Source organism: Microbulbifer mixtoriginis (SeqCode) (assembly GCF_052466695.1).
The window spans coordinates 822,898-848,200 of record NZ_CP174285.1; the positions used below are offsets into that span (position 1 = coordinate 822,898).

Annotated in this window: 23 protein-coding genes; 11 read left to right on the forward strand and 12 right to left on the reverse strand. The window is 51.5% G+C overall.

Annotated features, from left to right (window positions below; translation table 11 throughout):
• The first annotated feature begins 43 nt into the window (after positions 1–43).
• Together ACJJI0_RS03700 and ACJJI0_RS03705 are read left to right on the forward strand one after the other, a co-directional pair.
• A complete protein-coding gene (locus tag ACJJI0_RS03700) occupies positions 44–928 on the forward strand; it encodes an arylamine N-acetyltransferase family protein (protein ID WP_444884713.1) in 885 nt (294 codons plus the stop codon).
• A complete protein-coding gene (locus tag ACJJI0_RS03705) occupies positions 925–1,503 on the forward strand; it encodes a flavodoxin family protein (protein WP_444884714.1) in 579 nt (192 codons plus the stop codon). Before ACJJI0_RS03700 ends, ACJJI0_RS03705 begins: the two co-directional genes overlap by 4 nt.
• A 909-nt stretch (positions 1,504–2,412) precedes the next feature.
• Here ACJJI0_RS03705 and ACJJI0_RS03710 read toward each other — a convergent pair.
• The 7 genes from ACJJI0_RS03710 to ACJJI0_RS03740 all read right to left on the reverse strand — a co-directional run bounded on the left by ACJJI0_RS03710 (position 2,413) and on the right by ACJJI0_RS03740 (position 9,808).
• Positions 2,413–3,834, reverse strand: a complete 1,422-nt coding sequence (locus ACJJI0_RS03710) for an 8-oxoguanine deaminase (RefSeq protein WP_444884715.1) — start codon at positions 3,832–3,834, stop codon at positions 2,413–2,415.
• Between the two features lie 346 nt (positions 3,835–4,180).
• The gene (locus ACJJI0_RS03715) at positions 4,181–4,603 is read right to left on the reverse strand and encodes a GNAT family N-acetyltransferase (RefSeq protein ID WP_444884716.1); all 423 of its coding nucleotides are present in this window, start codon (positions 4,601–4,603) and stop codon (positions 4,181–4,183) included.
• A gap of 1 nt (position 4,604) precedes the next feature.
• Positions 4,605–5,759 (reverse strand): JmjC domain-containing protein, encoded by a 1,155-nt coding sequence (locus ACJJI0_RS03720; protein ID WP_444884717.1) that lies wholly within the window; start codon positions 5,757–5,759, stop codon positions 4,605–4,607.
• 157 nt (positions 5,760–5,916) lie between these two features.
• A complete protein-coding gene (gene purB / locus ACJJI0_RS03725; protein ID WP_444884718.1) occupies positions 5,917–7,290 on the reverse strand; it encodes an adenylosuccinate lyase in 1,374 nt (457 codons plus the stop codon).
• Between the two features lie 15 nt (positions 7,291–7,305).
• The gene (gene hflD, locus ACJJI0_RS03730) at positions 7,306–7,941 is read right to left on the reverse strand and encodes a high frequency lysogenization protein HflD (RefSeq protein ID WP_152453442.1); all 636 of its coding nucleotides are present in this window, start codon (positions 7,939–7,941) and stop codon (positions 7,306–7,308) included.
• 9 nt (positions 7,942–7,950) lie between these two features.
• Positions 7,951–9,096 carry a tRNA 2-thiouridine(34) synthase MnmA gene (mnmA, locus tag ACJJI0_RS03735; protein ID WP_444884719.1) on the reverse strand — a complete coding sequence of 382 codons (1,146 nt, stop codon included), beginning with the start codon at positions 9,094–9,096 and terminating at the stop codon, positions 7,951–7,953.
• A gap of 97 nt (positions 9,097–9,193) precedes the next feature.
• Positions 9,194–9,808 (reverse strand): pseudouridine synthase, encoded by a 615-nt coding sequence (locus ACJJI0_RS03740; RefSeq protein ID WP_444884720.1) that lies wholly within the window; start codon positions 9,806–9,808, stop codon positions 9,194–9,196.
• A gap of 149 nt (positions 9,809–9,957) precedes the next feature.
• Between ACJJI0_RS03740 and icd the strand changes: the two genes are divergently transcribed.
• Positions 9,958–11,208 (forward strand): NADP-dependent isocitrate dehydrogenase, encoded by a 1,251-nt coding sequence (gene icd / locus ACJJI0_RS03745; protein WP_252081790.1) that lies wholly within the window; start codon positions 9,958–9,960, stop codon positions 11,206–11,208.
• Between the two features lie 115 nt (positions 11,209–11,323).
• On the opposite strand, the gene cspD is transcribed toward icd, so the two are convergent.
• A complete protein-coding gene (gene cspD / locus ACJJI0_RS03750) occupies positions 11,324–11,632 on the reverse strand; it encodes a cold shock domain-containing protein CspD (RefSeq protein WP_286036961.1) in 309 nt (102 codons plus the stop codon).
• Between the two features lie 280 nt (positions 11,633–11,912).
• Here cspD and clpS point away from each other — a divergent pair, with 280 nt between their 5' ends.
• Positions 11,913–12,293, forward strand: a complete 381-nt coding sequence (gene clpS / locus ACJJI0_RS03755; protein WP_252081789.1) for an ATP-dependent Clp protease adapter ClpS — start codon at positions 11,913–11,915, stop codon at positions 12,291–12,293.
• A gap of 134 nt (positions 12,294–12,427) precedes the next feature.
• A complete protein-coding gene (clpA, locus tag ACJJI0_RS03760; RefSeq protein ID WP_444884721.1) occupies positions 12,428–14,713 on the forward strand; it encodes an ATP-dependent Clp protease ATP-binding subunit ClpA in 2,286 nt (761 codons plus the stop codon).
• A gap of 90 nt (positions 14,714–14,803) precedes the next feature.
• On the opposite strand, the gene infA is transcribed toward clpA, so the two are convergent.
• The 4 genes from infA to trxB all read right to left on the reverse strand — a co-directional run bounded on the left by infA (position 14,804) and on the right by trxB (position 17,591).
• Positions 14,804–15,022, reverse strand: coding sequence for a translation initiation factor IF-1 (gene infA, locus ACJJI0_RS03765; protein WP_010130378.1), 219 nt, complete (start codon positions 15,020–15,022; stop codon positions 14,804–14,806).
• Positions 15,023–15,148: 126 nt separating this feature from the next.
• Complete coding sequence (locus tag ACJJI0_RS03770; RefSeq protein WP_252081787.1) at positions 15,149–15,868, reverse strand: arginyltransferase; 720 nt, start codon at positions 15,866–15,868, stop codon at positions 15,149–15,151.
• Positions 15,861–16,580: a leucyl/phenylalanyl-tRNA--protein transferase gene (aat, locus tag ACJJI0_RS03775; RefSeq protein WP_444884722.1), complete on the reverse strand. Its 720-nt coding sequence runs from the start codon at positions 16,578–16,580 to the stop codon at positions 15,861–15,863. The genes ACJJI0_RS03770 and aat overlap by 8 nt, the downstream gene beginning before the upstream one ends.
• Before the next feature lie 69 nt (positions 16,581–16,649).
• Positions 16,650–17,591, reverse strand: a complete 942-nt coding sequence (gene trxB / locus ACJJI0_RS03780) for a thioredoxin-disulfide reductase (RefSeq protein ID WP_444884723.1) — start codon at positions 17,589–17,591, stop codon at positions 16,650–16,652.
• A 401-nt stretch (positions 17,592–17,992) separates the two neighbouring features.
• Between trxB and ACJJI0_RS03785 the strand changes: the two genes are divergently transcribed.
• The 6 genes from ACJJI0_RS03785 (at position 17,993) to serS (ending at position 25,242) form a co-directional block, all read left to right on the forward strand.
• Entirely contained in the window at positions 17,993–19,030 is a 1,038-nt protein-coding gene (locus ACJJI0_RS03785) for a class I SAM-dependent methyltransferase (RefSeq protein WP_444884724.1), read from the forward strand.
• Between the two features lie 98 nt (positions 19,031–19,128).
• Positions 19,129–21,471: a DNA translocase FtsK gene (locus ACJJI0_RS03790; protein ID WP_444884725.1), complete on the forward strand. Its 2,343-nt coding sequence runs from the start codon at positions 19,129–19,131 to the stop codon at positions 21,469–21,471.
• A gap of 90 nt (positions 21,472–21,561) precedes the next feature.
• Positions 21,562–22,173, forward strand: coding sequence for an outer membrane lipoprotein periplasmic chaperone LolA (gene lolA, locus ACJJI0_RS03795; protein ID WP_444884726.1), 612 nt, complete (start codon positions 21,562–21,564; stop codon positions 22,171–22,173).
• Entirely contained in the window at positions 22,166–23,509 is a 1,344-nt protein-coding gene (locus ACJJI0_RS03800; RefSeq protein WP_444884727.1) for a replication-associated recombination protein A, read from the forward strand. The genes lolA and ACJJI0_RS03800 overlap by 8 nt, the downstream gene beginning before the upstream one ends.
• A gap of 19 nt (positions 23,510–23,528) precedes the next feature.
• Entirely contained in the window at positions 23,529–23,903 is a 375-nt protein-coding gene (crcB, locus tag ACJJI0_RS03805) for a fluoride efflux transporter CrcB (protein WP_444884728.1), read from the forward strand.
• Positions 23,904–23,958: 55 nt separating this feature from the next.
• Positions 23,959–25,242, forward strand: coding sequence for a serine--tRNA ligase (gene serS / locus ACJJI0_RS03810; protein ID WP_444884729.1), 1,284 nt, complete (start codon positions 23,959–23,961; stop codon positions 25,240–25,242).
• Positions 25,243–25,303: the final 61 nt, after the last annotated feature.

A 25,303-nucleotide genomic window follows, 5' to 3' on the forward strand; every position in this document is an offset into this window, starting at 1 on the left:
TAGACTGCTGCTATTGTTGATTGGCCATGAGGATTGAAGTCAAATGACACCAAGCACCCATAACATCAATTTATCAAAATACTTAGCACGTATTGGTTACCGCAATAAGCCAGCCCTGGATTTGAAAACCTTAAGGGATATTCTTACGCAACATATTCGTACTCTGCCATTTGAGAATGTAACGTCCTTTCTTGGGAGTCCCGTGAATATTGAGATGGCCGCTATTGAACAAAAGCTTGTGAACCAAAAGCGTGGTGGTTATTGCTTTGAGCAAAATGCTTTATTACGGGCTGGGTTACAGCAGATAGGCTTTGCAGTTACAGGACTTGCCGCTCGGGTTCTTTGGCAAACACCACCGGGCCATCAGCCGGCTCAGTCTCATATGATCTTACTTGTAAAAGTAGGGCAGGTATCGTATTTGGTGGATGCGGGCTTTGGCAGCAATACACTGACTGCACCTTTGCGCTTAGATGTTTCAGGTCCTCAGAGTACGCCCCACGGTACTTATCGCCTAACTCAATCGGGAGAGGACTATCTATTAGAAGTGAAGGTCCATGATGCCTGGCATTCAATGTACAGCTTTGATTTACGGCCACGTACAGCGGGCGACTATAAAATCGCCAATTGGTTTTGTAGTACTCACCCTGAGTCCCGTTTTGTAGAGCACTTGATTGCTACTCGTGCTTTCCCCGAAGGGCGTCATGCTTTACTGGATCGCCAATTGAGTTATCAGCCGATAACTGGAGCAAAGACAGTCATCATGCTGGCGAATGTTGAAGAGTTACGCAAAACGCTATTAAGCATTTTTGGGATCGAGGTGCCCGAGGATATATCTTCCTTTGAGAGGTTAGCTGGCCTCTTTGAGAATGGCTCATCTCAAAAGGTTGCAGAGCATGCTGCTGTGAACACTGATCGGGTCGCATCATGATTAAAGCAGGAGTTGTTTATCACTCCGTTTGCGGCAGTACAAGGACATTGGCAGAAGCCACTGCGGATGGAATTAATAGTATCCCTGGATGTGAAGGAGTTACATTTGCTGTTGAGGCCAAGCATATTCAGCACGGGCGCTATGAGAATCCTGACTTGATGCATCGTCTGGATCAGTGTGATGGAATTGTGCTGGGCTCGCCAACTTTTATGGGGTCGGTTTCAGCCCAGTTTAAGGCTTTTATGGATGCGGCCAGTGAACGTTATAGTAGTCGCGGCTGGGTTGATAAGCTATCTGCAGGTTTTACTATCGGCAGTAATTTCAGTGGGGATCAGCTTAATACTCTAACGACTTTGCAGATATTTGCCGCGCAGATGGGGATGTTGTGGGTGCCTAATGACATTTTACCAAATCTGGACGTACAGGGGCGAAATAGAAGTGGTTGTCAGTCCGGTCTTGTGGCCGTTGTTAATAGTGAAGGGGCTGTGCATGAGCTTGATCGACTTACGGCTTTATATTTGGGGGAGCGAATAGGGCGTCTATTAAAGCGCTTTAGTCCTTGCGGCAGTATCTAATATCCAGCAAATAAATTTTAGTAAAACTTTAGGGAAAGTGGCGTAGTCCCAGAGGAATAGCCTCGATGTTCTTTAATTGAAAGGACCGAGGCTATTTTGCGTTATCTTTAAAAGAAAAATCTGCTAATGAGGCTGAGACAGATAACTAGATCTATCAACTGGAAGGCGGATTGGTAACTTAGGAATTTTCACTGCTCGTGGGCAAGGGATTAAGGTTTTTGGTTTTTATTTCTGTTAAATCAAATTGTTGAAGGGATTCTAGCTTAGGCCCAGGGACTATTTGCACAATACGACCTAATATAAGCCCTGAAGTAAGCACCACTTCTGTAGCTAACTTGTGCACTGATTTTGATATATGGACTTGAATGATTAAAAGAGTCAGGACGGAGTTGCTGAGTCCAACGCCTCAGTGATTAAACTATAGCTCCTTGTTGGTAATATGTAGGCATGGCTAAAGTGGTTGAAAAACCCAATAATGAGACGTCCAGTGATTATTCAGAACAAGATCATTGTATTGTTGATAGCCCCTTCCCATATATTTTTACCAAAAAATCTACTTGAATTTGTATATTCTAAAAATCGAAGTGTGTAAGAATACAGTCTTAGAGATAAATATAAAAAATCAGAGCCGCCCAATACTGTGTGGAATTCCTGCAAATTCTAAACTTGCTTGCAAGTGGTAACAGATACTCCTTTGACTCATTTGAAATTTTTGGCTTGCTGTCGGTATGGAGTCCTATTTCGGTATTGGGCTAGAGAAGGGTAAGCAAAACTGAGAGTGCAGCGCTGGTTGAAAAAAAACCGTACAGCTACGCCCTAGGTAGATACCTTTTCTTTCCTTCCACACTTACTACTATTCTGTGCCCATCAGCCATCAGCCATCAGCCATCAGCCATCAGCCATCAGCCATCAGCCATCAGCCAATAACCTCTGGCTCCATTGATTGTGATCTCGAATAACGGGTTCCATATTTATTGAAGTAATCTCTCCATTGCTCACAACTTGTCGACCGTGAATTACTACTGTTTTTGCTGATTGGGGGGCACAGAAGACTATCGCGGCAACTGGATCTGAAAGCGCCCCGGCATATTGAATAGTGTTGAGTTCTAGAGAAAAGAAATCAGCACAACGTCCAACTTCCAATGCACCGATATCTGTGCGATTAAGAACGCTGGCGCCACCAATGGTAGCAAGCTCTAAAGCTTCCCTGGCTGTCATCCATTCCGGCGAGCGTAGAGGGTGGGACTGAGGAAGTTGGGCGTAGCGATGTGGCCCCTCCGGTGGGCGAAGGCCCATGCGCAACCTTGAGAGCAACATTGCCTGGCGGGTTTCCAGGAGCATATTGGAGGCGTCATTGCTGGCTGACCCATCCACACCAAGTCCCACTTTAATTCCAGCCGCAATATAGTCTTTAACGGGGGCTATCCCTGATGCAAGGCGCATATTAGAGCTTGGACAGTGAGCGATGCCACACCCGGTACGAGCAAAAGTATTTATTTCTTGTGTATCGATGTGTATTGCGTGAGCAAACCAAACATCGGGCCCCAACCACTCGCTTTCTCCCATCCACTCCAGAGGGCGCTTGCCAAATCGTTCTAAAGTGTGGCGCTCTTCATCAAATGTTTCGCAAATATGTGTGTGTAGCATAACGCCTTTATCACGGGCCAGCAGGGCAGTTTCTTTGAGCAGATTTTCCGAAACAGTAAATGGAGAGCAGGGGGCCAGAACAATTCGAGTCAGGGCTCCATAGCTTGCATCGTGATAGCGATCAATGACCCGGATACTGTCTTGGAGAATAAAATCTTCATCTTCGACACTTTCATCTGGGGGTAAGCCCCCTTGTGATCTGCCCAAAGACATGGAACCGCGGCTTGCATGGAACCTCACCCCTAAGTCCTTTGCTGCTTCAATATGAAAGTCCACTTTGTTGCCACTTTTAAATAAATAAGAATGGTCAAAAACCGTGGTGCAACCAGAGAGAATAAGCTCAGCCAAACCAATCAAAGCACTTGTGCGGGAGGCTTCTGGATTTATCCGGCTCCAGATAGGGTAGTGAAGCTGAAGCCAGGCGAATAAATTTTTGTTCTGGGTCGCTGGCAGGTTGCGGGTGAGAGTCTGGTTTAAATGGTGATGAGTGTTCACCAGTCCTGGTAGGACTATCTGCCCGCTAGCGTCAATAATGGTGTCAGCGCTCATGGGTAGTTTATCTGTGGGGCCTACAGCCGTGATAATGCTTTCTTCGGCAAAAATACCGCCATTGGGAATCTCACGTCTTTCTGAGTCCATGGTTACCAGTACTTCAGCGTTCTTAAGCAGTAGTGTCTTGGGCATATGATCTGAGCACTCACTTATAGGGTTTCCTGGCATTCTGATATTAGCCTGGGCAGTCTTTCGCAGGGCGAGAGTTTTAACCCGAGTAATAAGTAGCCGGTACTCCTGCGGTTACTTCAAGTTGCGATACGGAATCCAGTTCAGAGCACTAAAAGAATACACTTACAAAGCCGTTATCATTTGTTTTTATTTTACCGCTAGCTACATCGACGAATATGTTAGTCAGAAAGAGGAGGGGGGGTAGTCTCGCGAGACCTGAAAATTAGTGGCGGACATTTCATCTTTAACGAGCAGACGGAAATGAAGGCGTCGGTATACGTAAACATACCAGCGCCTTCATTACGGCCTAGTGCAACTGACGAATCATTTTAATATGAGGGATATTAGCCTCGTAAAAGGTTTCTCCCTCTGGGATAAAGCCACTCCGAATGTAGAAGCCTTCAGCATGCTGTTGTGCATGTAGATATACACTGCGAAAGCCCTGTAGTTTGGCAAAGTGACAAATCGCCTTGAGTAACTGGGCCCCCAGACCTTTGCCTCGGGCGGATGGCATGATCGCCATCCGCCCAACTTTACCACTTTTGCTGAGCCGCCCGGTTCCAACGGCAACATCACCATTAAAAACTAGGAAGTGTTGTGAAGATTCTTCCTGGTTATCCCACTCCAAGTCGGCAGGAACTTTCTGTTCCTGGACGAACACAGCTTCGCGGATAGTGCGAATGCTTTCTTGTTCTTTTTGCCAGTCAGCGGGGCGCACCAGTGCGGCCATATCAGAAATCCTCAGGGGGATAAATTAGTGTGCCTTGGGCTACCAATTGGTCAATTAAACCATCAGGGTTGGCAATTTCTGGAAAGGTTTCAATGTCGCTCCAGGAAATTTCGTGGGACTCGGCAAATTGTTGAGCAAAGGTGATTGGTGCGGTTAGGGCTTCACCGTCGACAAATAACGTGGCCGGCGCCCTGGAAAAGGCGACTCGTGATGCGGGGTTTAGCACCAATAGCATCCCCTTTGGCATTTGCTCACGCCAGTCAGCGGCCTCATCCGCGTCTAGTGCGACGGTATCAGGGTATTTTGCTTCAGTCATCACTGCGCCAAACCACTGAGTAACCTTCTCTGGTTGCTTAAGCCACTCGGCCAGTTGTTGTTGTAAGCGAGCTACGGACTCGGGATCAACTTCCGCTGGGGATTTTGTCGGTTCCATGCCGGCATCGGTATAACGCTGACTATCCTTCAGTCCCATTGCCACTTCGGCCGCGAGATCTTCCAATATGGCTGAGGCAGAAGGTGCTCGGAAGCCAATGGAGATCGTGGTGCAGCCGCCCTCGGCGATACCCCAGTGACTGTATTGTGGCGGGAGGTAGAGCATGTCGCCAGGCTCCAATACCCAGCTGTTCTCAGCATTAAATTTTTTCAGGATATTGAGGGGCGTGCCTTCCAGGCGAGGATTGGTCTCATCCACTTTCGCTCCCTGCTGCCACAGACGTTTGCCCTCAGCTTGGAGCAGAAAGACATCGTAGTGGTCATAGTGCGGTCCGACACTCCCCTGATCCGCCGCGTAACTAATCATCACATCATCCAGGCGCCAGTCTGGGATAAAGCGAAAATACTCTTTTAATTCAGCCACTTCGGAAAGCCATTGATCTACGGCTTGTACAAGTAGGGTCCAGTGCGTGCGGGGTAGGGATAGAAAGTCTTCCTCAGTGAAAGGGCCGTTGCGTAGCTCCCAGGGACCGCTCTCGCCATTTTCAAGTACCAGGCGAGATTCAATCGTCTCCTCCAGAGCCATTCCGGCAAGCTCTTCTCCTGATATGGGCGATTCGAAGTTGGGGAAAGCATTGCGGATCAGCAAGGGTTTTTGCTGCCAATAATCGCGCATAAAAACTTCAATTGGCATATCGCCGAGATGGGTAAGGGGGCTTGCCACGGTAACTCTCACTGTTTGTTGGGCTGGGGAAATGTTCTCTAGTCTGCCACTAATAGGTGTAACTCAGCCCGAGGTTAAAGCTCTGCAGAGTAGAGCGGCAGTAAAGAAGTTTGAATAAATTTCCGGCCACTGCGGTGTGGCCGGAAGCGGTGCTCACTTAGATTTTGCGAGCTTGCTCGACGGCGTTACCGATGTAGGATGCAGGAGTCATTTCCAGCAGTGCGCTTTTGGCTTCCGCAGGAATTTCCAGATTCTCGATAAACACTTTCAAGGTTTCGCGGGTGATGCCCTGGCCGCGGGTAAGGGCCTTCAGTTTCTCGTAAGGCTCTTCGATGTTGTAGCGGCGCATCACAGTCTGGATCGGCTCTGCCAGAACTTCCCAGGAGTTATCTAGGTCTTCGGCCAAGCGTTCACGGTTGATTTCCAGTTTGCCCAGCCCCTTCATGGTGGCGGCATAAGCAATTGCGGAGTAACCGGCGCCCACACCCATGTTGCGCAGCACGGTGGAATCGGTCAGATCGCGCTGCCAGCGGGAGACCGGTAACTTTGCGGCCAGGTGCTGGAATACAGCGTTGGCTAGGCCCAGGTTTCCTTCGGAGTTTTCGAAATCGATAGGATTGACCTTGTGCGGCATAGTGGAGGAGCCCACTTCTCCGGCTACGACTTTCTGTTTGAAGTAACCGAGGGAAATATAGCCCCAGATGTCGCGGTCAAAGTCGATCAGGATGGTGTTAAAGCGCGCAATAGCATCGAACAGTTCGGCAATATAGTCGTGTGGTTCGATCTGGGTGGTGTAGGGGTTCCAGGTCAGGCCGAGCGAGGAAATAAATTCTTCCGCATTCTTTTCCCAGTCGATATTTGGGTAGGCGGACAGATGGGCATTGTAGTTGCCTACAGCACCGTTGATTTTACCCAGCAAGGGGACAGCCCCTATCTGGGCTACCTGGCGGCGCAGGCGCGCAACCACGTTGGCGAGTTCCTTGCCCACGGTCGTAGGGCTGGCGGTTTGGCCGTGGGTGCGAGACAGCATGGGCACGTCGGCGAAATCCTGGGCTAGCTGGGCGATCTTTTCTACCAGGTTATTCATTGCGGGCAACATAACGTTGTCGCGACCAGCGCGTAGCATCAGAGCGTGGGACAGGTTGTTGATGTCTTCAGATGTGCAAGCGAAGTGCACGAACTCGCTTACTTTTTCCAGCTGGGCATTGCCGCTGATTTTTTCTTTGAGGAAGTATTCAACCGCTTTCACGTCGTGGTTGGTGGTGCGCTCAATTTCTTTGATGCGCGCGGCATCTTTCAGGGAAAAGCTGGCCACAATGCTATCGAGTAGTTGGTTAGCAGCTTCATCGAACTGCTCTACCTCAGTGATTTCTGAGTGCGCGGAGAGTTTCTGAAGCCAGCGCACTTCCACTTCAACACGGGCGCGAATCAGGCCGTATTCACTAAAAATTTCGCGTAGGGGGGCAGTCTTGCTCTCGTAGCGACCATCAATAGGGGATACCGCTGTGAGTGCGGAAAGCTCAACTGTCATAGTAAATCTCCGGGATTAGTTTTTTATAGATTCGATCTGTGCGATTAGCTCGTCGGTCGCACGCAATAGTTTTTTGCGTTGAAATAGCAGGTGCAGGCGCCTTCCGCCCAATTGTCGCCACAGCGTGGCTGAACGGATACCGGCAAACAGCATTGAGCGGATTTGGTTAGCGACGCGCTGTTGCTGCAGGAAATTAAAATCTCCCAGCACCTGGATACGAAAGCGGAAAGTGCCGAGGGTATCGCTATAAATACTGGCGAGATTGGAAAATACATTCTCGTGGGTGGGGGCGAAGTGTTCCGCCTGAGTCTTGGCTTTTTCGAGGCGGCTGCCAATGATGGAGAGCAACTCTCCTTTCTTACTCAATTGCCGCTGCAGATAGAGCACAGACAGTGCATAGCGCAGGCAGTCTGTGTATTCAGGGTGTTGCCGCGATTGCAGTAACTGCCGTGAGACCTGCAAGCCGGGCAGCAGCTTCTCTGCGCCGGCGAACACATCTTCGGTGCGATCTGGGTTGAGCTGGAAAAGGCTGTATACCCCGGTTTCCAGCTGGGCCTGGGGAGCGGTGCCTGTTTTGGCCAAGCGCTCCACTAAAGTTGCGGATTGAAATATTCCGGCCAATGCCAGAGCCTGATCCCGCCAGTTATTCAAGGTTACTCCTTAGTGTTTCTTGTATTTTTCCGGTACGGCAGTGCCGATACCTGTAGCCTGTTCAATAACTGCGCCGCCGAGGCATATTTCACCATCGTACAGGACCAGGGATTGTCCTGGGGTAATTGCCCGCTGTGGCTCGTCAAATTCCACAGTCAGGTTACCACCCTTTTGCACCCGTATTGTGCAGTCCTGGTCTGGCTGTCGATAGCGGGTTTTCGCTTGACAGCGGAAAGACTCACCCGGTGCGGCGCCATTGATCCAATGTATTTGGGTTGCCACCAGACCCGTGGCGTAAAGCAGGGGGTGATGTGCCCCCTGGGCAACAATCAATACGTTGCGCTCTAGGTTCTTACCGACTACGTACCAGGGTTCTTCGCCCGCGCCTTTTACCCCTCCGATACCAAGACCCTGCCTCTGTCCTATGGTGTGGTACATCAGGCCGGCGTGGCGCCCCATAATTTCACCTTCTGGGGTTTCCATGTCGCCCGGCTGGGCGGGCAGATACTGCTCCAGAAAGTCCTTGAAGCGGCGTTCGCCAATAAAGCAAATCCCCGTACTGTCTTTTTTATTGTGGGTGATAAAGCCGTTTTCCTCAGCGATACGCCGTACCTCAGGTTTTTCCAACTCGCCCAGTGGAAATAGAGAGCGAGCGAACTCACCCTCGCCGACAGCGTGGAGGAAGTAGCTTTGATCCTTGTTGCCATCCAAGCCCTTGAGCAAATAGGTGCGACCTTCTATATCGCGTCGGCGGGTGTAATGTCCGGTGGCAATGGCATCAGCTCCCAGAACTTCGGCATATTCCAGGAAAACTTTAAACTTGATCTCCCGATTGCACAGAATGTCCGGGTTAGGCGTGCGTCCGGCCTTGTATTCTGCCAGGAAGTATTCGAAGACATGGTCCCAATACTCGGCAGCAAAATTGGCGGTATGCAGCTTGATGCCCAGTTTTTCACATACCGCCTGGGCATCGGCTAAGTCTGCTTTCGCGGTGCAGTACTCAGTGCCGTCATCTTCGTCCCAATTCTTCATAAACAAGCCCTCCACCTGGTAGCCCTGCTGCATGAGCAGAAGTGCGGCTACAGAGGAATCCACACCGCCGGACATACCGACGATGACGCGTTTGGGCTGTTTGTTGTGCGTGGAATCAGGCATAAGAAGGACAGTCACTACTTCACTGGGATGGAAAGGGGGCGAATTTTACCTGTGAATCGGGCTTCTGACCAAGGCCGCTTTCATCTTGGGTTATTGCTTATTGTCTCCGGCGAGGACGATTGCGCTTCTGAGGTGGCTTCGACTTACCTTTGGGCCTTGGCTTAGGCGCAGAGAAAACCTCCTCCGAGCGGTGCTGCCCCGGCTGCAGAGTGTCGAGATTCCAATTGCCGATAGCCATTCGAACCAAGCGCAGGGTAGGGAAGCCAACCGCTGCGGTCATACGTCGCACCTGACGGTTTTTACCCTCGTGAATGATAAGTTCTACCCAGCTGGTGGGAATGGACTTGCGCTCTCGGATTGGGGGATTGCGCGGCCACAGGTCGACTTCGGAGAGTCTGCGGACCTTAGCGGGCGCTGTGCGTCCATCCTTCAAATCTACACCTTTGCGCAGAAACATCAGGGCGTCATCTGAAATATCCCCCTCTACCTGTGCCCAGTAAGTCTTCGCCATCTTTCTCTTCGGGTGGCTGATTTGATGTTGTAGCGCTCCATCATCTGTGAGTAGTAGAAGTCCCTCCGAGTCATAGTCGAGCCGACCCGCGGCATAGAAGCCCTTGTGCGGGATGTAGTCTGCCAGCGTGGCGCGACCCTGGGGGTCCGTGAATTGGCTTAACACGCCAAAAGGTTTGTTTAGGAGAATAATCTTGGGCATAAGAAAAATTGAGTATTGTAATCCAACTACAAAAATTAGCCGATGCTGCTATAATCCCGCCGATTTTTATCCCCGCCCAATGGTCCCGGGGGAGCGGTGCAAGCAACGCTGGACCTAAAAAGTCATAGAATTTTGGGAGTTTACGCAATATGGGTCACATCCAAGTGCCGGCAGACGGCGAAAAAGTTACAGTCAATTCCGACGGTTCGCTGAATGTTCCGAATCGCCCGGTAATTCCGTTCATCGAGGGTGACGGCATCGGTGTGGACATCACTCCGGTAATGCGCAAGGTAATCGACGCTGCGGTAGAGAAAGCTTTCAGCGGCGACAAGAAAATCGAGTGGATGGAAATCTATTGTGGTGAGAAAGCCGCAGAGACTTACGCTGGCGACTGGTTCCCAGCTGAAACTCTGGAAGCGATCAAAGATTACGTTGTCAGCATCAAAGGCCCTCTGACCACACCTGTGGGCGGCGGTTTCCGTTCCCTGAACGTTGCCCTGCGTCAGGAGCTGGACCTGTATGTATGTCAGCGTCCCGTTCGCTGGTTCAGCGGTGTACCTTCTCCGGTTAAAGAGCCGAACAAGGTAGACATGGTTATCTTCCGTGAAAACTCTGAAGATATCTACGCTGGTATCGAGTGGAAAGCTGATACCGACGAAGCCAAGAAAGTTATCAAGTTCCTGCAGGACGAGATGGGTGTTAAGAAAATCCGTTTCCCTGAGAACTGTGGTATCGGTGTTAAGCCGGTTTCTGCAGAGGGTACCAAGCGTCTCGTGCGCAAGGCTATTCAGTACGCTGTGGACCAGGATCGCGATTCCGTAACCCTGGTACACAAAGGCAACATCATGAAGTTCACCGAAGGTGCCTTCGCCGATTGGGGTTACGAGCTGGCTCGCGACGAGTTTGGCGCTCAGCCGCTGGACGGCGGCCCCTGGCACAGCTTCAAGAACCCGAAGACTGGCAAGGAAATCGTTGTTAAGGACGTAATTGCTGACGCTATGCTGCAGCAGATCCTGCTGCGTCCGGCTGAGTACGACGTAATTGCTACCCTGAACCTAAACGGTGACTACCTGTCTGACGCACTGGCTGCACAGGTTGGTGGTATCGGTATCGCTCCGGGCGCAAACCTGTCCGACGACGTTGCCCTGTTCGAAGCAACCCACGGTACTGCACCTAAGTACGCTGGCCAGGACAAGGTTAACCCGGGCTCCCTGATTCTTTCCGCTGAGATGATGCTGCGTCACCTGGGCTGGAACGAAGCTGCTGACCTGGTAATCAAGGGTATGGAAGGTGCTATCGAAGCGAAAACCGTAACCTACGATTTCGAGCGCCTGATGGATGGTGCTGAGCTGAAATCCTGCTCTGCGTTTGGTGACGAAGTGATCAAGCACATGGCCTAATTGGCTGATTTGGGGCTAGGTTTTTTAATCAACCTGGCCCTAGCTAGAAAAAGCCCTTTGCTTTGCAGCAAGGGGCTTTTTTGTTGGTGGGGGCTGCTTGTGCGGGCTTGCAGGGTTAGTCGAGCATCTCTGCCTCTTTTTCCCGCTCTGTTTCAGAGTGGTTGGGATCTGCAATAGCGGCCACTTTGGGGCTTTGGGGGCTAGGTGCGGTCTCTGCCGCCACTGCGGTGGAAATATTGGCGGCGTGATAGCCTTTGTCGCCTCTGACGATATCAAAGGTGACCTGTTGGCCGGCCTTTAGGGTTCGGTAGCCTTCCATCTGAATAGCGGAATAGTGCGCAAACAGATCCTCCCCTCCTTCATCTGCAAGAATAAACCCATATCCCTTAGCGTTGTTGAACCACTTCACGGTACCAGTAGGCATATCGAACTCCCTCTAATTGCCTGAGTGGCCAGTCGGCCACCTTACAGAGTTTTTATATTTATTTGACCTGCGGATTAATCGGCTGCGATCCTATCTGCGACTAACGGCTGTGAATGAGCAGGCACTACCTCTTGTAGTCAACTGCTATAGGAATGTCAAGAAACCGCGCTTGAGGCTGTGATCTCCCTGTGTCGTTGGTCAAATAAGGTTACAATGGCAGGTCATTGATGGTTGAGCATGCTGCACTATCAAGGCTCGATAGAACACATTGATAATTGTTATGAGTATTTTGCAGGTCATTAAACTAGGCTCCAGTGATTCTGGAGAAGACTATTTCGACGGTGAGGGTTCCGAGGGCGGGCTCGCATTGGAGGAGGCGCCGCCACGGCTCAAGCGCCCGCCTATGTACAAGGTCATCATGTTGAACGATGACTACACCCCCATGGACTTTGTCGTAGAGACTCTGGAGTTGTTTTTTGGGGTTAACCGTGAGCGCGCCACACAGTTGATGTTGCAAGTACACACGCGGGGAAAAGCAGTGTGCGGTGTCTATACTCGGGATATAGCGGAGACAAAGGCCGCTCAGGTTAATCAGTTCGCCCAGGAGAATGAGCATCCACTATTGTGTGAGATTGAGGCGGACGAGAGTAAAGACGATTGATTGAAATTACAGCTGCTTTAGCACAAGGGTCCCGTCACCTGAAGGGAATCAGCCAGGAGTTAGACGCCGGCAAAGGGTGCACGCCTACCAGCGGAGTCGGCGGGGAACATTGGCGATTAGGGTTTGAGGTTTAAATGCTCAGCAAGGACTTAGAGGTAACGCTCAATCTGGCGTTCAAGGGTGCACGAGCGAAGCGGCACGAATTCATGACTGTGGAGCACCTGTTACTGGCGCTTCTGGATAATGAGTCGGCTGCTGACGTGTTGCATGCCTGCGGGGCCGACCTGAGCGCACTGCGCCGCGAACTACTGGAGTTTGTGGACTCTACCACGCCGTTAATCCCAGAGGCGGACACCGATCGCGAAACTCAGCCCACATTGGGTTTTCAGAGGGTGTTGCAGAGGGCTGTTTTCCATGTTCAGTCATCGGGGAAAAAAGAGGTTACCGGTGCTAATGTGCTTGTGGCTATTTTCTGTGAGCAGGAAAGCCAAGCCGTTTATTATCTGAAGCAGCAGAGTGTTGCGCGTATCGATGTAGTCAATTACATCACCCACGGAATTTCCAGGGTTGGTTCCAGCGGCAACAATCACAATCATCACCACGGTTCAGATACCACCCAAGAGCAGGTGGAAGAGGAGATCAGTACAGGCTCTGAGCCTGGAGGTTCAGACCCCCTGGAGAGTTACGCGACCAACCTGAACCAGGAAGCTATCTTGGGTCGAATTGATCCCTTGGTAGGGCGAGGCCCCGAAGTAGAGAGAGTCACCCAGGTTCTTGCGCGGCGTCGCAAAAACAACCCCTTGTTGGTTGGAGAATCCGGAGTCGGTAAAACCGCAATCGCGGAGGGGTTGGCCCGACGAATAGTGGATGAGGATATCCCTGAGCCACTAAAAGAGAGCACTATTTACTCCCTCGACCTCGGTTCTCTGCTCGCTGGTACCAAGTACCGTGGGGATTTTGAGAAACGTTTTAAAGCGCTGCTGGCAGAGCTGAAGAAGCGTGAGCATGCAGTCCTGTTTATTGATGAAATTCACACCATTATTGGAGCCGGCGCAGCATCCGGCGGCGTTATGGACGCCTCCAACCTGTTGAAACCGCTGCTGTCCAGCGGTCAGCTCCGCTGCATTGGCTCCACCACCTTTACCGAATATCGCGGCATTTTTGAGAAAGATCGTGCGCTTTCCCGTCGTTTTCAAAAGATCGATGTCAGTGAGCCATCGGTAGAGGAGACTGTGCAAATATTACAGGGGCTTCGGAGTTGTTTCGAAGACCATCATAAAGTTCGTTTCACTGACGCCGCCCTCGATGCCGCGGCTCAACTTTCCAGTCGCCATATCACCGAGCGCTTCCTGCCTGATAAGGCGATAGATGTAATTGATGAGGCCGGAGCTTTCCAATCGCTGTTGCCGGTTGAAGAGCGCACTGAGGTGATTGGTATCAGTGAAATCGAGTCGGTAATTGCCAAGATGGCCCGAATCCCGGCCAAGAGTGTCTCTGCTTCTGATAAAGAGCAGTTGTCTAAGCTTGATGACAACCTCAAGATGGTGGTATTTGGCCAGGATCGTGCAATTGAGGCGCTCAGTACGGCAATTAAACTCAGCCGTGCTGGGTTGGGTGCTGAGGAGAAGCCCATAGGGTCCTTCCTGTTCTCTGGCCCCACAGGCGTTGGTAAGACTGAGCTCTGTCGGCAGTTGGCCAAAGTGATGGGGATTGAGTTAATCCGCTTCGATATGTCTGAGTATATGGAGCGACATACGGTTTCCCGTTTGATCGGTGCGCCACCGGGATATGTGGGTTTTGATCAGGGCGGCTTGCTGACTGATTCTGTGACTAAGCATCCACATAGTGTGGTACTGCTCGATGAGATTGAAAAAGCTCACCCAGAAGTCTTCAACCTGCTTCTCCAGGTGATGGATCACGGAACTCTTACAGATAATAACGGCCGCAAAGCGGACTTCCGCAATGTCATATTAATTATGACCACTAATGCGGGCGCAGAGCTGATGAGTCGTCGGTCTATCGGCTTCTCCAGCCAGGATCACTCCTCCGATGGTATGGAGGAAATCAAAAAGATGTTTACCCCAGAGTTCCGCAACCGCCTCGATAGTATTATCCAGTTTGGCTCTCTGCCACTGGATGTGGTTAAAACAGTAGTGGATAAGTTTATTGTCGAGTTGCAAGCGCAGCTAGATGACTCTCGTGTGACTCTGATCGTAGATGATGAGGCTCGCGAGTGGCTGGCTGTTCGCGGTTACGATGAAAAAATGGGGGCTCGCCCGATGTCCCGTTTGATAAGAGACAAACTGCGCAAGCCATTGGCTGAGTCAGTCTTGTTTGGCGAGTTGGCAGAGGAGGGGGGCCGCGTGGTGGTCGTCATAGAGAATGATGAACTCTCCATAAAAACGGCGGTTCCTGCCTAGCTCTACAAAAAATACATCAAAAAAGCCACCGCAAGGTGGCTTTTTTGTGTCCAGGGCAAATCACTAAAAGCTCTTTGCCTGGCGAGCGAATTAGCGGGCGCGGTAGGTGATGCGACCTTTGCTCAGGTCGTAAGGGGTGAGTTCCACTTTGACCTTATCGCCGGTGAGGATGCGAATGTAGTTTTTACGCATCTTTCCAGAGATGTGCGCAATGACCACGTGTCCGTTTTCCAGCTTTACGCGGAAAGTGGTATTTGGCAGGGTGTCGATCACCTCGCCTTCCATTTCAATATAATCGTCTTTTGCCATGCGGCAGCAACCTTCAAATAACTTGATCAGACCTTTACCCCGGAGGCAATCTTGCCTAGCCGCGGCTTGACGGGCGAGCATTTTGCACGAAAAGGCAGAATAGAGCAAAGGGCGCGTGCGTAGGAATTATAGAGATTTCAGGCTCCAGCGGTTCTCTGTGAGCATTTCAATGGGTTGGAACTGGCTTTTGTAGGCCATCTTATGGCATTTCTCTATCCAATAGCCCAAATACAGATTGGGAAGCCCTAATCTTCTGGCCCATTCAATTTGGTAGAGAATGCAGTAACTGCCCAGACTGCGCTTGTCCTCATCCGGGTCGAAGAAAGTATAGATGGCCGACAGGCCTGCAGTAAGCAGGTCGGTGACCGCCACTGCGACTAGGCGCCCACGTGCACGCAGCTCAATATAGCGAGTAGCTCCCCAGGCCGGGCTTAGGAAGCTACGATACTGCTCGCGGCTCGGAGGGTACATTTCCCCATCGGCATGACGTTGCTCAATGTAGCGTGCATACAGCTCGTAATGCTCATCGGTGTCGATGGATTCGATATGAAAGATATCCAGGTCCTTATTGCGTTTCCAGCAGCGGCGCTGGTTGCGATCCGGTACAAAAAGGCCCACTGGTACACGGGCGGGCACACAGGCCCTGCATGTTGCGCATTGAGGTCGGTAGAGATAGGCCCCGCTGCGACGAAAGCCCAGCTCTGAGAGGCGGTTGTAAAGGCGCTGGTCTACCTCTGTCTGCGGGTCCACAAATACCGTTGTAGCCTCCCTATCTGGCAGATAGCCACATGGGTGGGGCAGGGTTGCCAAAAGCCGGACCGAGTCGAGCTGAGAATATTTACCCATAAGTCCACGAAAGTTTCCAAAGCTGCGGAAAGGCGGGTTGTGTAAGGCCGTCCTCCAGCAGGTGTTCGAAGTCCCTACGACACATTTCAACGGCCCCAAGACTACTCAGGTGGGGGTTGCTTACCTGGCAGTCGATCAGTGGGCAGCCCCACAATTCTAATTGGCGAACGAGGTGGACAAAAGCGACTTTGGAAGCATCTGTCTCTCTGTGAAACATGGACTCACCAAAAAAAATACGGCCGATTGAGAGACCGTAAAGTCCACCGACCAGCCGACCCTCACGCCATACCTCAACGGAGTGGGCATGGCCCAGATGGTGCATGTCGATATAGGCCTCGGCCATCTCATCGGTAATCCAGGTGCCATCTTCAGAACCCCTGGGGAGGCGGCAACCCTCGATTACTTGTTCGAAGGCTTGGTCAAATGTGACTGAGAAAATACCTCTGCGCAGGGTTTTACGCAGACTGCGGCCAATACGGAAGTCGTTGGGTATTACTACACAGCGCGGTGAGGGGCTCCACCAGAGGATAGGCTGGTCTTCGGAAAACCAGGGAAAGATACCTCGGCGATAGGCGGCCAACAACCATTCCGGGGAGAGATCTCCACCAGCTGCGAGGAGTCCATTGGGATCGTCTAGAGCAGTCTGGGTAGAAGGGAAATCTATATGATTGTGGTCGAGCCACATTAGGTGGCTTTGGGTATTCCTTGCCACAAGCTGTTTCCTGTCCTGGGTCTGAGGAGGCCCGGGTAGCCTTGAGGCTACCCGGGTGAGAAGCAGTTGTTAGGCGTCGAGGAAACGCTCGGCGTCCAGGGCTGCCATACAGCCGGTGCCAGCGGAGGTGACCGCCTGACGGTAGATGTGATCAGACACATCGCCAGCTGCAAACACGCCGGGCACAGATGACTGAGTGGCGTTACCCTCCAGGCCACTTTGCACGATGATATAGCCGTTATTCATTTCCAGCTGATCTTTAAAGATGTCGGTATTGGGCTTGTGGCCAATCGCGATAAATACACCGGCGGCCTCCAATTCCTTGGTGGAGTCGTCCTGGGTGCTGCGAACGCGCAGGCCGGTTACTCCGTTGTCATCACCAAGAACCTCGTCGAGGGTGTGGTGAAAGCAAAGTTTGATATTGCCGTTTTCCACCTTCTCCATCAGGCGATCCTGAAGGATTTTCTCGGCGCGAAGCTCGTCACGGCGGTGGATCAGGGTAACTTCACTGGCGATATTGGACAGGTATAGGGCCTCTTCTACTGCGGTATTACCACCGCCTACAACGGCTACTTTCTGATCGCGATAGAAGAAACCGTCACAGGTCGCACAGGCACTGACACCACGACCCTGGAAGGCTTCTTCAGACGGTAGGCCCAGATATTGAGCTGAGGCACCAGTGGCGATGACTAGGGCGTCGCAGGTATAGGTTTCATTGCCCTTCAAAGTGAATGGGCGATTGTTCAGATCTACAGACTCGATGTGATCAAAAATAATCTGGGTGTCGAAGCGCTCGGCGTGTTGTTGCATTTGCACCATCAGATCGGGGCCCTGCAGCTCGGGGATGCCACCGGGCCAGTTTTCAACTTCTGTAGTGGTGGTCAACTGCCCACCCTGTTGCATACCGGTAATAACAACGGGGTTCAAGTTTGCGCGGGCTGCATAAATGGCTGCTGTGTAGCCTGCGGGGCCAGAACCGAGAATAATCAGTCGATGATGGTTGTTGCTCATGAAACTCTCTTTAAACCTGTCTGTGTGCAAAGTTTACCCAGATAACTGGGAGTCCACCTAGCCGGCCATATTTTGATCAGCCAAAGCTATTAGATTGGCCGATATAATAGGCGATAGTGACAATTCGACGAAATAGTTTGCCTCAATTTATGCCATTGGAAAGTGCTATTTAGATCGCTGCAGTGAGTCGACCCGGTTCTCACCACCCAGAAACGACATCAATAATTGAGAATAATTCATTGTTTTTATTGAATAAATTGCGATTTATTTGATGTGAAGTCCGCCCGGTACGACTTATAAAGTATTTGTATTTGGTCACAAGAGGGCTCGGAGGAGGTGTTTTCATCCTTTTGGTAGTTAGCCAAATTTGGGATGCATAACAACGGCCAAAGGGCGAAGCCATGAGGCAGGGCAGAAAAATAGTACCGTTGAATCTGGGCAGCAATTTGATTGGCCACCCCACATTTACCTTCAGTCTCAGTAATGAAGCACAGGTATTTGTGTCGGAAATCCTGGATGACACCTTCTCCTTGAGGCTTTCTGTCGATTTAGGGCCTGATGGTAGCCATATTGCCAGTTTGCATGGCCCTCCAGATTTAGTGGAGTTGTTCGCATCCCTGAAGCTGCAGGTCAGATGCGATATTGTGGCGGATGGGTACAATGTCCTTTCCCATGATGCTTTAGACGCCTTCGTGGCTTCACCCGAGTCGAAAGCAAAGCTACTCGAAGCGCTGGATCTCAGAGAGGGAAATAAAGTACTGGATTTAATGAGCGGCAGTGGCGCGGTCAGCCAGTTGCTGTTGGAGTATGGTGATAAAAAGTCAATGGGGCTCGCCCTCAGTATGTGCGATACCCACCATTCCCAGCTCAAGCGTATCAACTCAAAAGTGCGTGAAAGGGTTGTCGATGTTACTGTGGGTGATGCCAGGGCATTGCCCTATGAAAAGGAATCTTTTGATGCGGTAGTACTCAAAATGGGGCTGCACGAAGTGCCCCAGTTGGACCAGCCGTTGGTAATGAGGAATGTCTTTCGGGTCCTGAAGCGAGGGGGGCGTTTTATTATTTGGCAATTGCTGCCGGCCTCCGGTGTGATACAGGATGTGTTTACAGATATCGTACGAAAAACCAGCATGTTGGCTGGTTGCGAATCTCAAGCATTCAACCGCTACTTCCCCAGGCAGGACCAGATATCCTGGCTGTTTAAAAGTGCTGGGTTCAGAGGGTGTGAGGAAATATTTCAGGCTGAATTCACTTACAGCACCCGAGCAAGCTTGGGTGCCGAGCTGGGTGGAGACTCCAGCAAACTAGAAATACTGAACAACTTTGCCCGCGACAGAGTGCCCCAAGAGATAAGAGATTCACTGTGTTGGCGGGATACTGGAGAGGATATCTCCCTTAAGATCCCGGCTTGTATATATCGCACATACAAACCAGCATAAATCAAAGATAATTAGGCCATCGAGGAAATCGCTCAATTAGCGATTTCCGTTTGTTACAAGTACCAGAAAGCAACAACAAAGAATATTGAGGTAAGCCATTGAAGGCCGAAAGCGCAACCGGAGAAAATTCTGAAAAGAGCGGTGCATTGCCGGATTCACTCGTCGCCCGTTTGGTCCGTGAGGGAGCATTAATCTGCCTGCTGGCAGGGGCACTATTAATGGCTATCAGCCTGCTCAGTTACGATTCCCAAGATCCAGGTTGGTCCCATACCGGGCAGGTAGGGGAAATTCACAATGCCATCGGTCCTGCAGGCGCCTGGCTTGCCGATGTATGCCTTTCGCTATTGGGTTGGATGGCCTATCTGTTTCCCCTGTTGATTGGCTTGCGTGCTTATAAAATCTTACGCGACCGCAATGCACGTTTCCATGCTCCCCTGTTTGCGCTGAGAGTCTTTGGTCTGTTCCTTCTGTTAATTAGTGGTGCCGCTTTGGCGACACTATGTTTCTCTCCCGCTGACGATCCTCTGCCTTTCACAAACGGCGGAATCATTGGAGACGCGCTATCAAGTTCTCTTCAGGGAAGTCTTGGTTATGTTGGTGGGACCATTTTATTGTTGGCGATTTTTGCCATTGGTGTCACGGTATTCACAGGCCTTTCCTGGCTCAAGTTGGCCGAGTCCATTGGTCGTAATGTGTTAGGGCTTATCGCCTGGTTGAGCAGTTACTACAAGCATTGGCGCCTGAAGCGCACAGAACAGCGCGTGGCGCGGGAAGCCATAGTCGTGCGCAAAGCCGCAGTGGAAGAAGAGAAGCAGCGCACCGCCAAGCGAATTCCCCCTAAGATTGAAGCGGCTCCAGTAAAGCCCAAGCAGAGCCCCCGTGCGGCTAAAGAAAAGCAAGGCGAATTATTCAAGGGCGGGCCTGTTACAGGAACATTGCCACCTTTAGGCTTGCTTGATCCTTCCGATCAAAATAAGAAACCGGGCTTTTCCCGGGAATCCCTCGAAGCCCTGTCGCGCTTATTGGAGCTGAAGCTTAAAGATTTTGGTGTGGTAGCCGAAGTTGTATCGGTATTACCCGGTCCTGTGGTAACCCGCTTTGAGATCCAACCGGCGCCGGGTGTAAAGGTGAGTAAGATTTCAAACTTGGCCAAAGACCTGGCCCGATCTTTGGCGGTAATCAGTGTCCGCGTAGTGGAGGTGATCCCGGGGAAATCAGTGGTGGGTATTGAGATTCCCAATGAAAATCGACAAATGGTACGTCTTAGTGAAGTGCTGTCCGCCGATGTCTATGAGAATGCCAAATCACCCCTGACATTGGCACTTGGGCACGATATTTCCGGCCAACCGGTAGTGGCCGATCTCGCCAAGATGCCCCACCTCCTGGTTGCCGGTACCACTGGATCTGGTAAGTCTGTGGGCATCAATGTGATGTTGCTCAGCCTTTTGTACAAGTCTACTCCGGATGAGGTTCGCCTGATCTTGGTGGATCCGAAGATGTTGGAGCTATCGGTGTACGAGGGTATTCCCCACTTGCTCACTCCGGTGATCACCGATATGAATGATGCGGCCAACGGTTTGCGTTGGTGTGTGGGCGAGATGGAGCGCCGTTATAAATTGATGGCGGCGATGGGAGTGCGCAATCTAGCGGGCTTTAATCGCAAGATAAAAGAGGCAGAGGAAGCTGGTGAGCCGATTTTAGATCCACTGTGGGAACCGGATCCTGCTTCCAGCGTTCCGGCTGAAGAGCAAACCGCTCCTGCACTTAAGGCACTGCCCGCAATCGTGGTTGTTATTGATGAATTTGCCGACATGATGATGATCGTTGGCAAGAAGGTGGAGCAGCTGATTGCCCGTATCGCACAGAAAGCCCGTGCTGCGGGAATTCATTTGCTGTTAGCTACTCAACGACCCTCAGTGGATGTGATTACCGGATTGATCAAGGCCAATGTGCCTACCCGTATCGGTTTCCAGGTTTCTTCCAAGGTGGATTCCCGCACAATCCTAGACCAGGGCGGTGCCGAACAGCTGCTCGGTCACGGCGATATGCTCTACCTCCCTCCGGGCAGTGGGGTGCCAGTGCGGGTTCATGGCGCCTTTGTGGACGATCATGAAGTGCATAAAGTCGTCGCGGACTGGACCCGGCGCGGAGAACCCGAATATATCGACGGCATTGTTGATGACAGCAACAACAGTATTCCAGTGCCTGGCCTGCAGTCTGAGGGCGGTGATGAAGATGACCCTGAGGCTGATGCTCTTTACGATGAAGCGGTTGCCTTTGTCACCAAATCGCGCAAGGCGTCCATCTCTTCAGTTCAGCGCCAGCTTCGCATCGGCTACAATCGCGCCGCGCGAATTATCGATGCCATGGAGGCTGCCGGAGTTGTTTCACCGGCGGGGCATAATGGCAACCGTGAGGTACTGGCTCCGCCTCCAGCCTAAAAAAAGGAGGGGCGGCGCCATCCAAAGTTAAGCTGCGGTTCACTTCCCGCTGACTAATCTTTAGGGAAATCAACATACTGGAAATCAATGATGAAGAATATTCTGCGCAACTTCCTGCTGGTATTGACCGTTGCGAGCAGTGCAGTCTGGGCCGATGCTACAGAAGAACTCGGCAAACTCCTGCAACCGTTGTCTTCCCTTTCAGGAAACTTTAAGCAAACGCTGATTGATGAGCGCGGTAAGGTATCGCAAAAAAGCAATGGTAGTTTTTCAGTACAGCGGCCAGGCAAGTTGCGCTGGAAAACCGGCGAGCCATACGCCCAGTTATTGGTAACGAATAATAAAACCCTTTGGCTCTATGATCCGGATCTTGAGCAAGTCACTATACGCCCGGTGGATGAGCGTATGAAAGAGACCCCTGCTTTACTTCTCGGCGGTAAGGTTGAGGATATTCGTAAATCATTCGATGTGGCTTTAAAGGACGGTATTTATCAGCTGACGCCAAAAAATCCAAAGGCGCCATTCAAGTCTATGGAAATCCGCTTTGCTAAAAATGGTCTGCCGTCTGCTATGAAAGTGCGCGACAGCATGGGGCAGAGCACGGAGATTGTTTTCAACAGTTTGAAAGCAAACCCGAAACTTTCCGAGTCCATCTTTAATTTCAAGCCGCCCGCTGGTACAGACATAATCAAAGATGAGTGACCTGTTTCAAACCCCGCAACGGCATCAGCCGCTGGCCGCAAGAATGCGGCCTAATTCTCTGGCCCACTATGTGGGCCAATCGCATTTATTGGGAAAGGGAAAGCCGTTGCGGGAAGCGGTTGAGCGCGGCCAGTTACACTCAATGATCCTGTGGGGACCACCAGGAGTCGGCAAAACCACATTTGCTCGGCTGTTAGCTGAGGAGTGTGATGCGCGCTTTGCTACCCTTTCAGCGGTGTTGGCGGGGGTGAAGGATATTCGGCAGGCAGTGGCAGAGGCCGAGCAACAGCGCATGCAGTCAGGCCGCAATACCATTCTTTTTGTCGACGAAGTACATCGTTTTAATAAGGCGCAGCAGGATGCTTTCTTGCCCTATGTAGAAGAGGGCACGGTGACTTTTGTTGGCGCTACTACCGAAAACCCGGCTTTTGAGCTGAACAACGCCCTCTTATCCCGCTGCCGTGTGTATCTACTGCGCAGTATTCCCGAAGAAGATCTAATCGGGCTGCTTGGGTATGCTCAGCAGACGGATGATCAACTGCGCGAGCGCAATGTTTATATCCCAAAAGAAGTTTTGGCTAAAATTGCCCGCGCGGCCGATGGGGATGCGCGCAGTGCCCTGAACCTGCTGGAAGTCGCCTGCGATTTGGCCAGGGAGGAGGGTGGTAGGTTGCTGGTCGATGAGGATGTGCTCAGTGAAGTACTCAGCGCTGACGTGCGTCGATTTGACAAGGGCGGTGATTATTTTTATGACCAAATTTCCGCCATGCATAAATCGGTACGGGGTTCCGACCCCGATGCCGCGCTTTATTGGTTTGTGCGCATGCTCGATGGTGGTTGTGATCCCTTATATGTCGCCCGCCGGGTAGTGCGAATGGCCAGTGAAGATATTGGCAATGCCGACCCGCGAGCATTGCAATTGGCTCTTAATGCCTGGGATGTACAGGAGCGTCTCGGTAGTCCCGAAGGAGAGCTGGCCATTGCGCAGGCAATTACCTATCTTGCTGTCGCGGCGAAAAGTAACGCAGTTTATAGCGCTTATAAGCGCGCAGTGGCGGATGTGCGCCGTGATCCCAGCTACGAGGTGCCGGTGCATCTGCGCAATGCCCCCACGAAGTTGGCGAAAAGTTTGTCGCATGGGGCCGAGTACCGCTATGCCCACGACGAGCCAGATGCTTTCGCAGCCGGGGAAAACTACTTCCCTGAAGAAATTGCGGATAGAGAGTATTACCAGCCGGTTCCCCGTGGGCTGGAGTTAAAAATTTCCGAAAAGTTGCAAGTGTTGCGCCGGCTTAACAGTGAGAGTGAGCAGCAACGTTATAAGAAGAAACCGTAAGGATTTAAGGTAAAAGACCATGCAGTGGCTGGCCATCGCCATAGGTGGTGCCTTGGGGGCAATACTTCGTCACCAGATAAGCGTCTGGAGCTATCCGGTATTCAGTGGGAAGTTCCCGCTGGGTACGTTGATCGTGAATGTGCTTGGATCATTTCTGATTGGCATCGCCTACATTTTGATCACCCATAGAGCAATGCTCGGAGAGGAGTGGCGCCTGCTAATCATGACAGGAATGTTCGGTGCACTGACCACCTTTTCCACTTTCTCCCTAGAAAGCTTGATACTGTGGCACAATGGCCAACCTTTGATGGCTCTTGGCTATATTGTCGGCAGTCTCATTTGCTGTCTGGCGGCCACGGGAGCCGCGGTCGCCCTAGCGACGCGTTATTTTTAACCAATATTTATTTTAATTCTGTTGTAGGAGCCTGATTACAGGCGAACTGGAAACGATGCTCGATCCCAAACTGATTCGCACGGATATGGACCAAGTGGCCGCGGCCCTGAAAAAACGCGGTGTGGAACTGGATACTGCCAAACTGGAAGCCCTCGAGGAGCGCCGTAAAGAGCTGCAGGTGCGCACCGAGAGTTTGCAAAACGAGCGCAATAGCAAGTCGAAAAATATCGGGCGAGCTAAGGCCTCCGGAGAAGATATTGCTCCGCTGCTCAAAGAAGTCGAGTCCCTCGGGGGCGAGTTACAAAATGCCAAGCAGGCGCTGTCTGAGTTGCAGAAAGAGCTGGATGCGATTCTGTCCGCAATTCCCAACCTGCCGGATGCTTCGGTGCCCGAAGGCGAGAGCGAAGATGACAATGTGGAAGTACGTCGCTGGGGGCAGCCCCGTAGCTTCGATTTTGAGATCAAAGATCATGTAGATCTCGGCTCCCAGCTCGGCGGTCTCGATTTTGAGATGGCGGTAAAACTTACCGGATCGCGCTTTGCTGTGATGTCCGGTGAAGTAGCGCGTTTACACCGTGCTCTCGCCCAATTCATGCTCGATACGCACATTGAGGAGCATGGTTATAAAGAAACTAACGTACCGGTGGTCGTCAATGGTGACTCCCTGTATGGAACCTCGCAGCTGCCAAAGTTCGAGGAGGATCTGTTTAAGCTGACCGATGAGCGTGGCTTCTATCTGATTCCGACAGCAGAAGTGCCTCTTACTAATATGTATCGCGATCATATTGTCGAGGACAGTAATTCTTTGCCGCACAAGCTGGTCGCGCATACAACCTGCTTCCGTTCTGAGGCCGGTTCACACGGCCGCGACACTCGCGGCATGATTCGCCAGCACCAGTTTGAAAAAGTGGAATTGGTGTGGGCGGCGCGCCCGGACCAGTCCGAGGAAGCGCTGGAGACCCTTACCAAAAATGCTGAGGCGATCCTGCAAAAGCTGAACCTGCCTTACCGCACTGTAGTGTTGTGTGGTGGTGATATTGGTTTCGCTGCGCGCAAGACTTACGATATCGAAGTCTGGATTCCCTCTCAGGACAAGTACCGCGAAATCTCTTCCTGCTCCCTTGTGGGTGACTTCCAGGCTCGCCGTATGAAGGCGCGTTGGCGCAACCCGGAAACCGGCAAGCCGGAATTGTTACACACACTGAATGGCTCCGGCTTGGCAGTAGGGCGCACCTTGATTGCAGTGCTGGAAAACTACCAACGCGAGGATGGCAGTATCGAGGTCCCTGAAGCGCTGCGCCCCTATATGCGTGGTCAGGAAGTAATCTCTGCTGCCTGAGCGCAGTGACTTAAAAGGGCGAACGTTATGTTCGCCTTTTTTCTTTTCTGGGTAAAATACT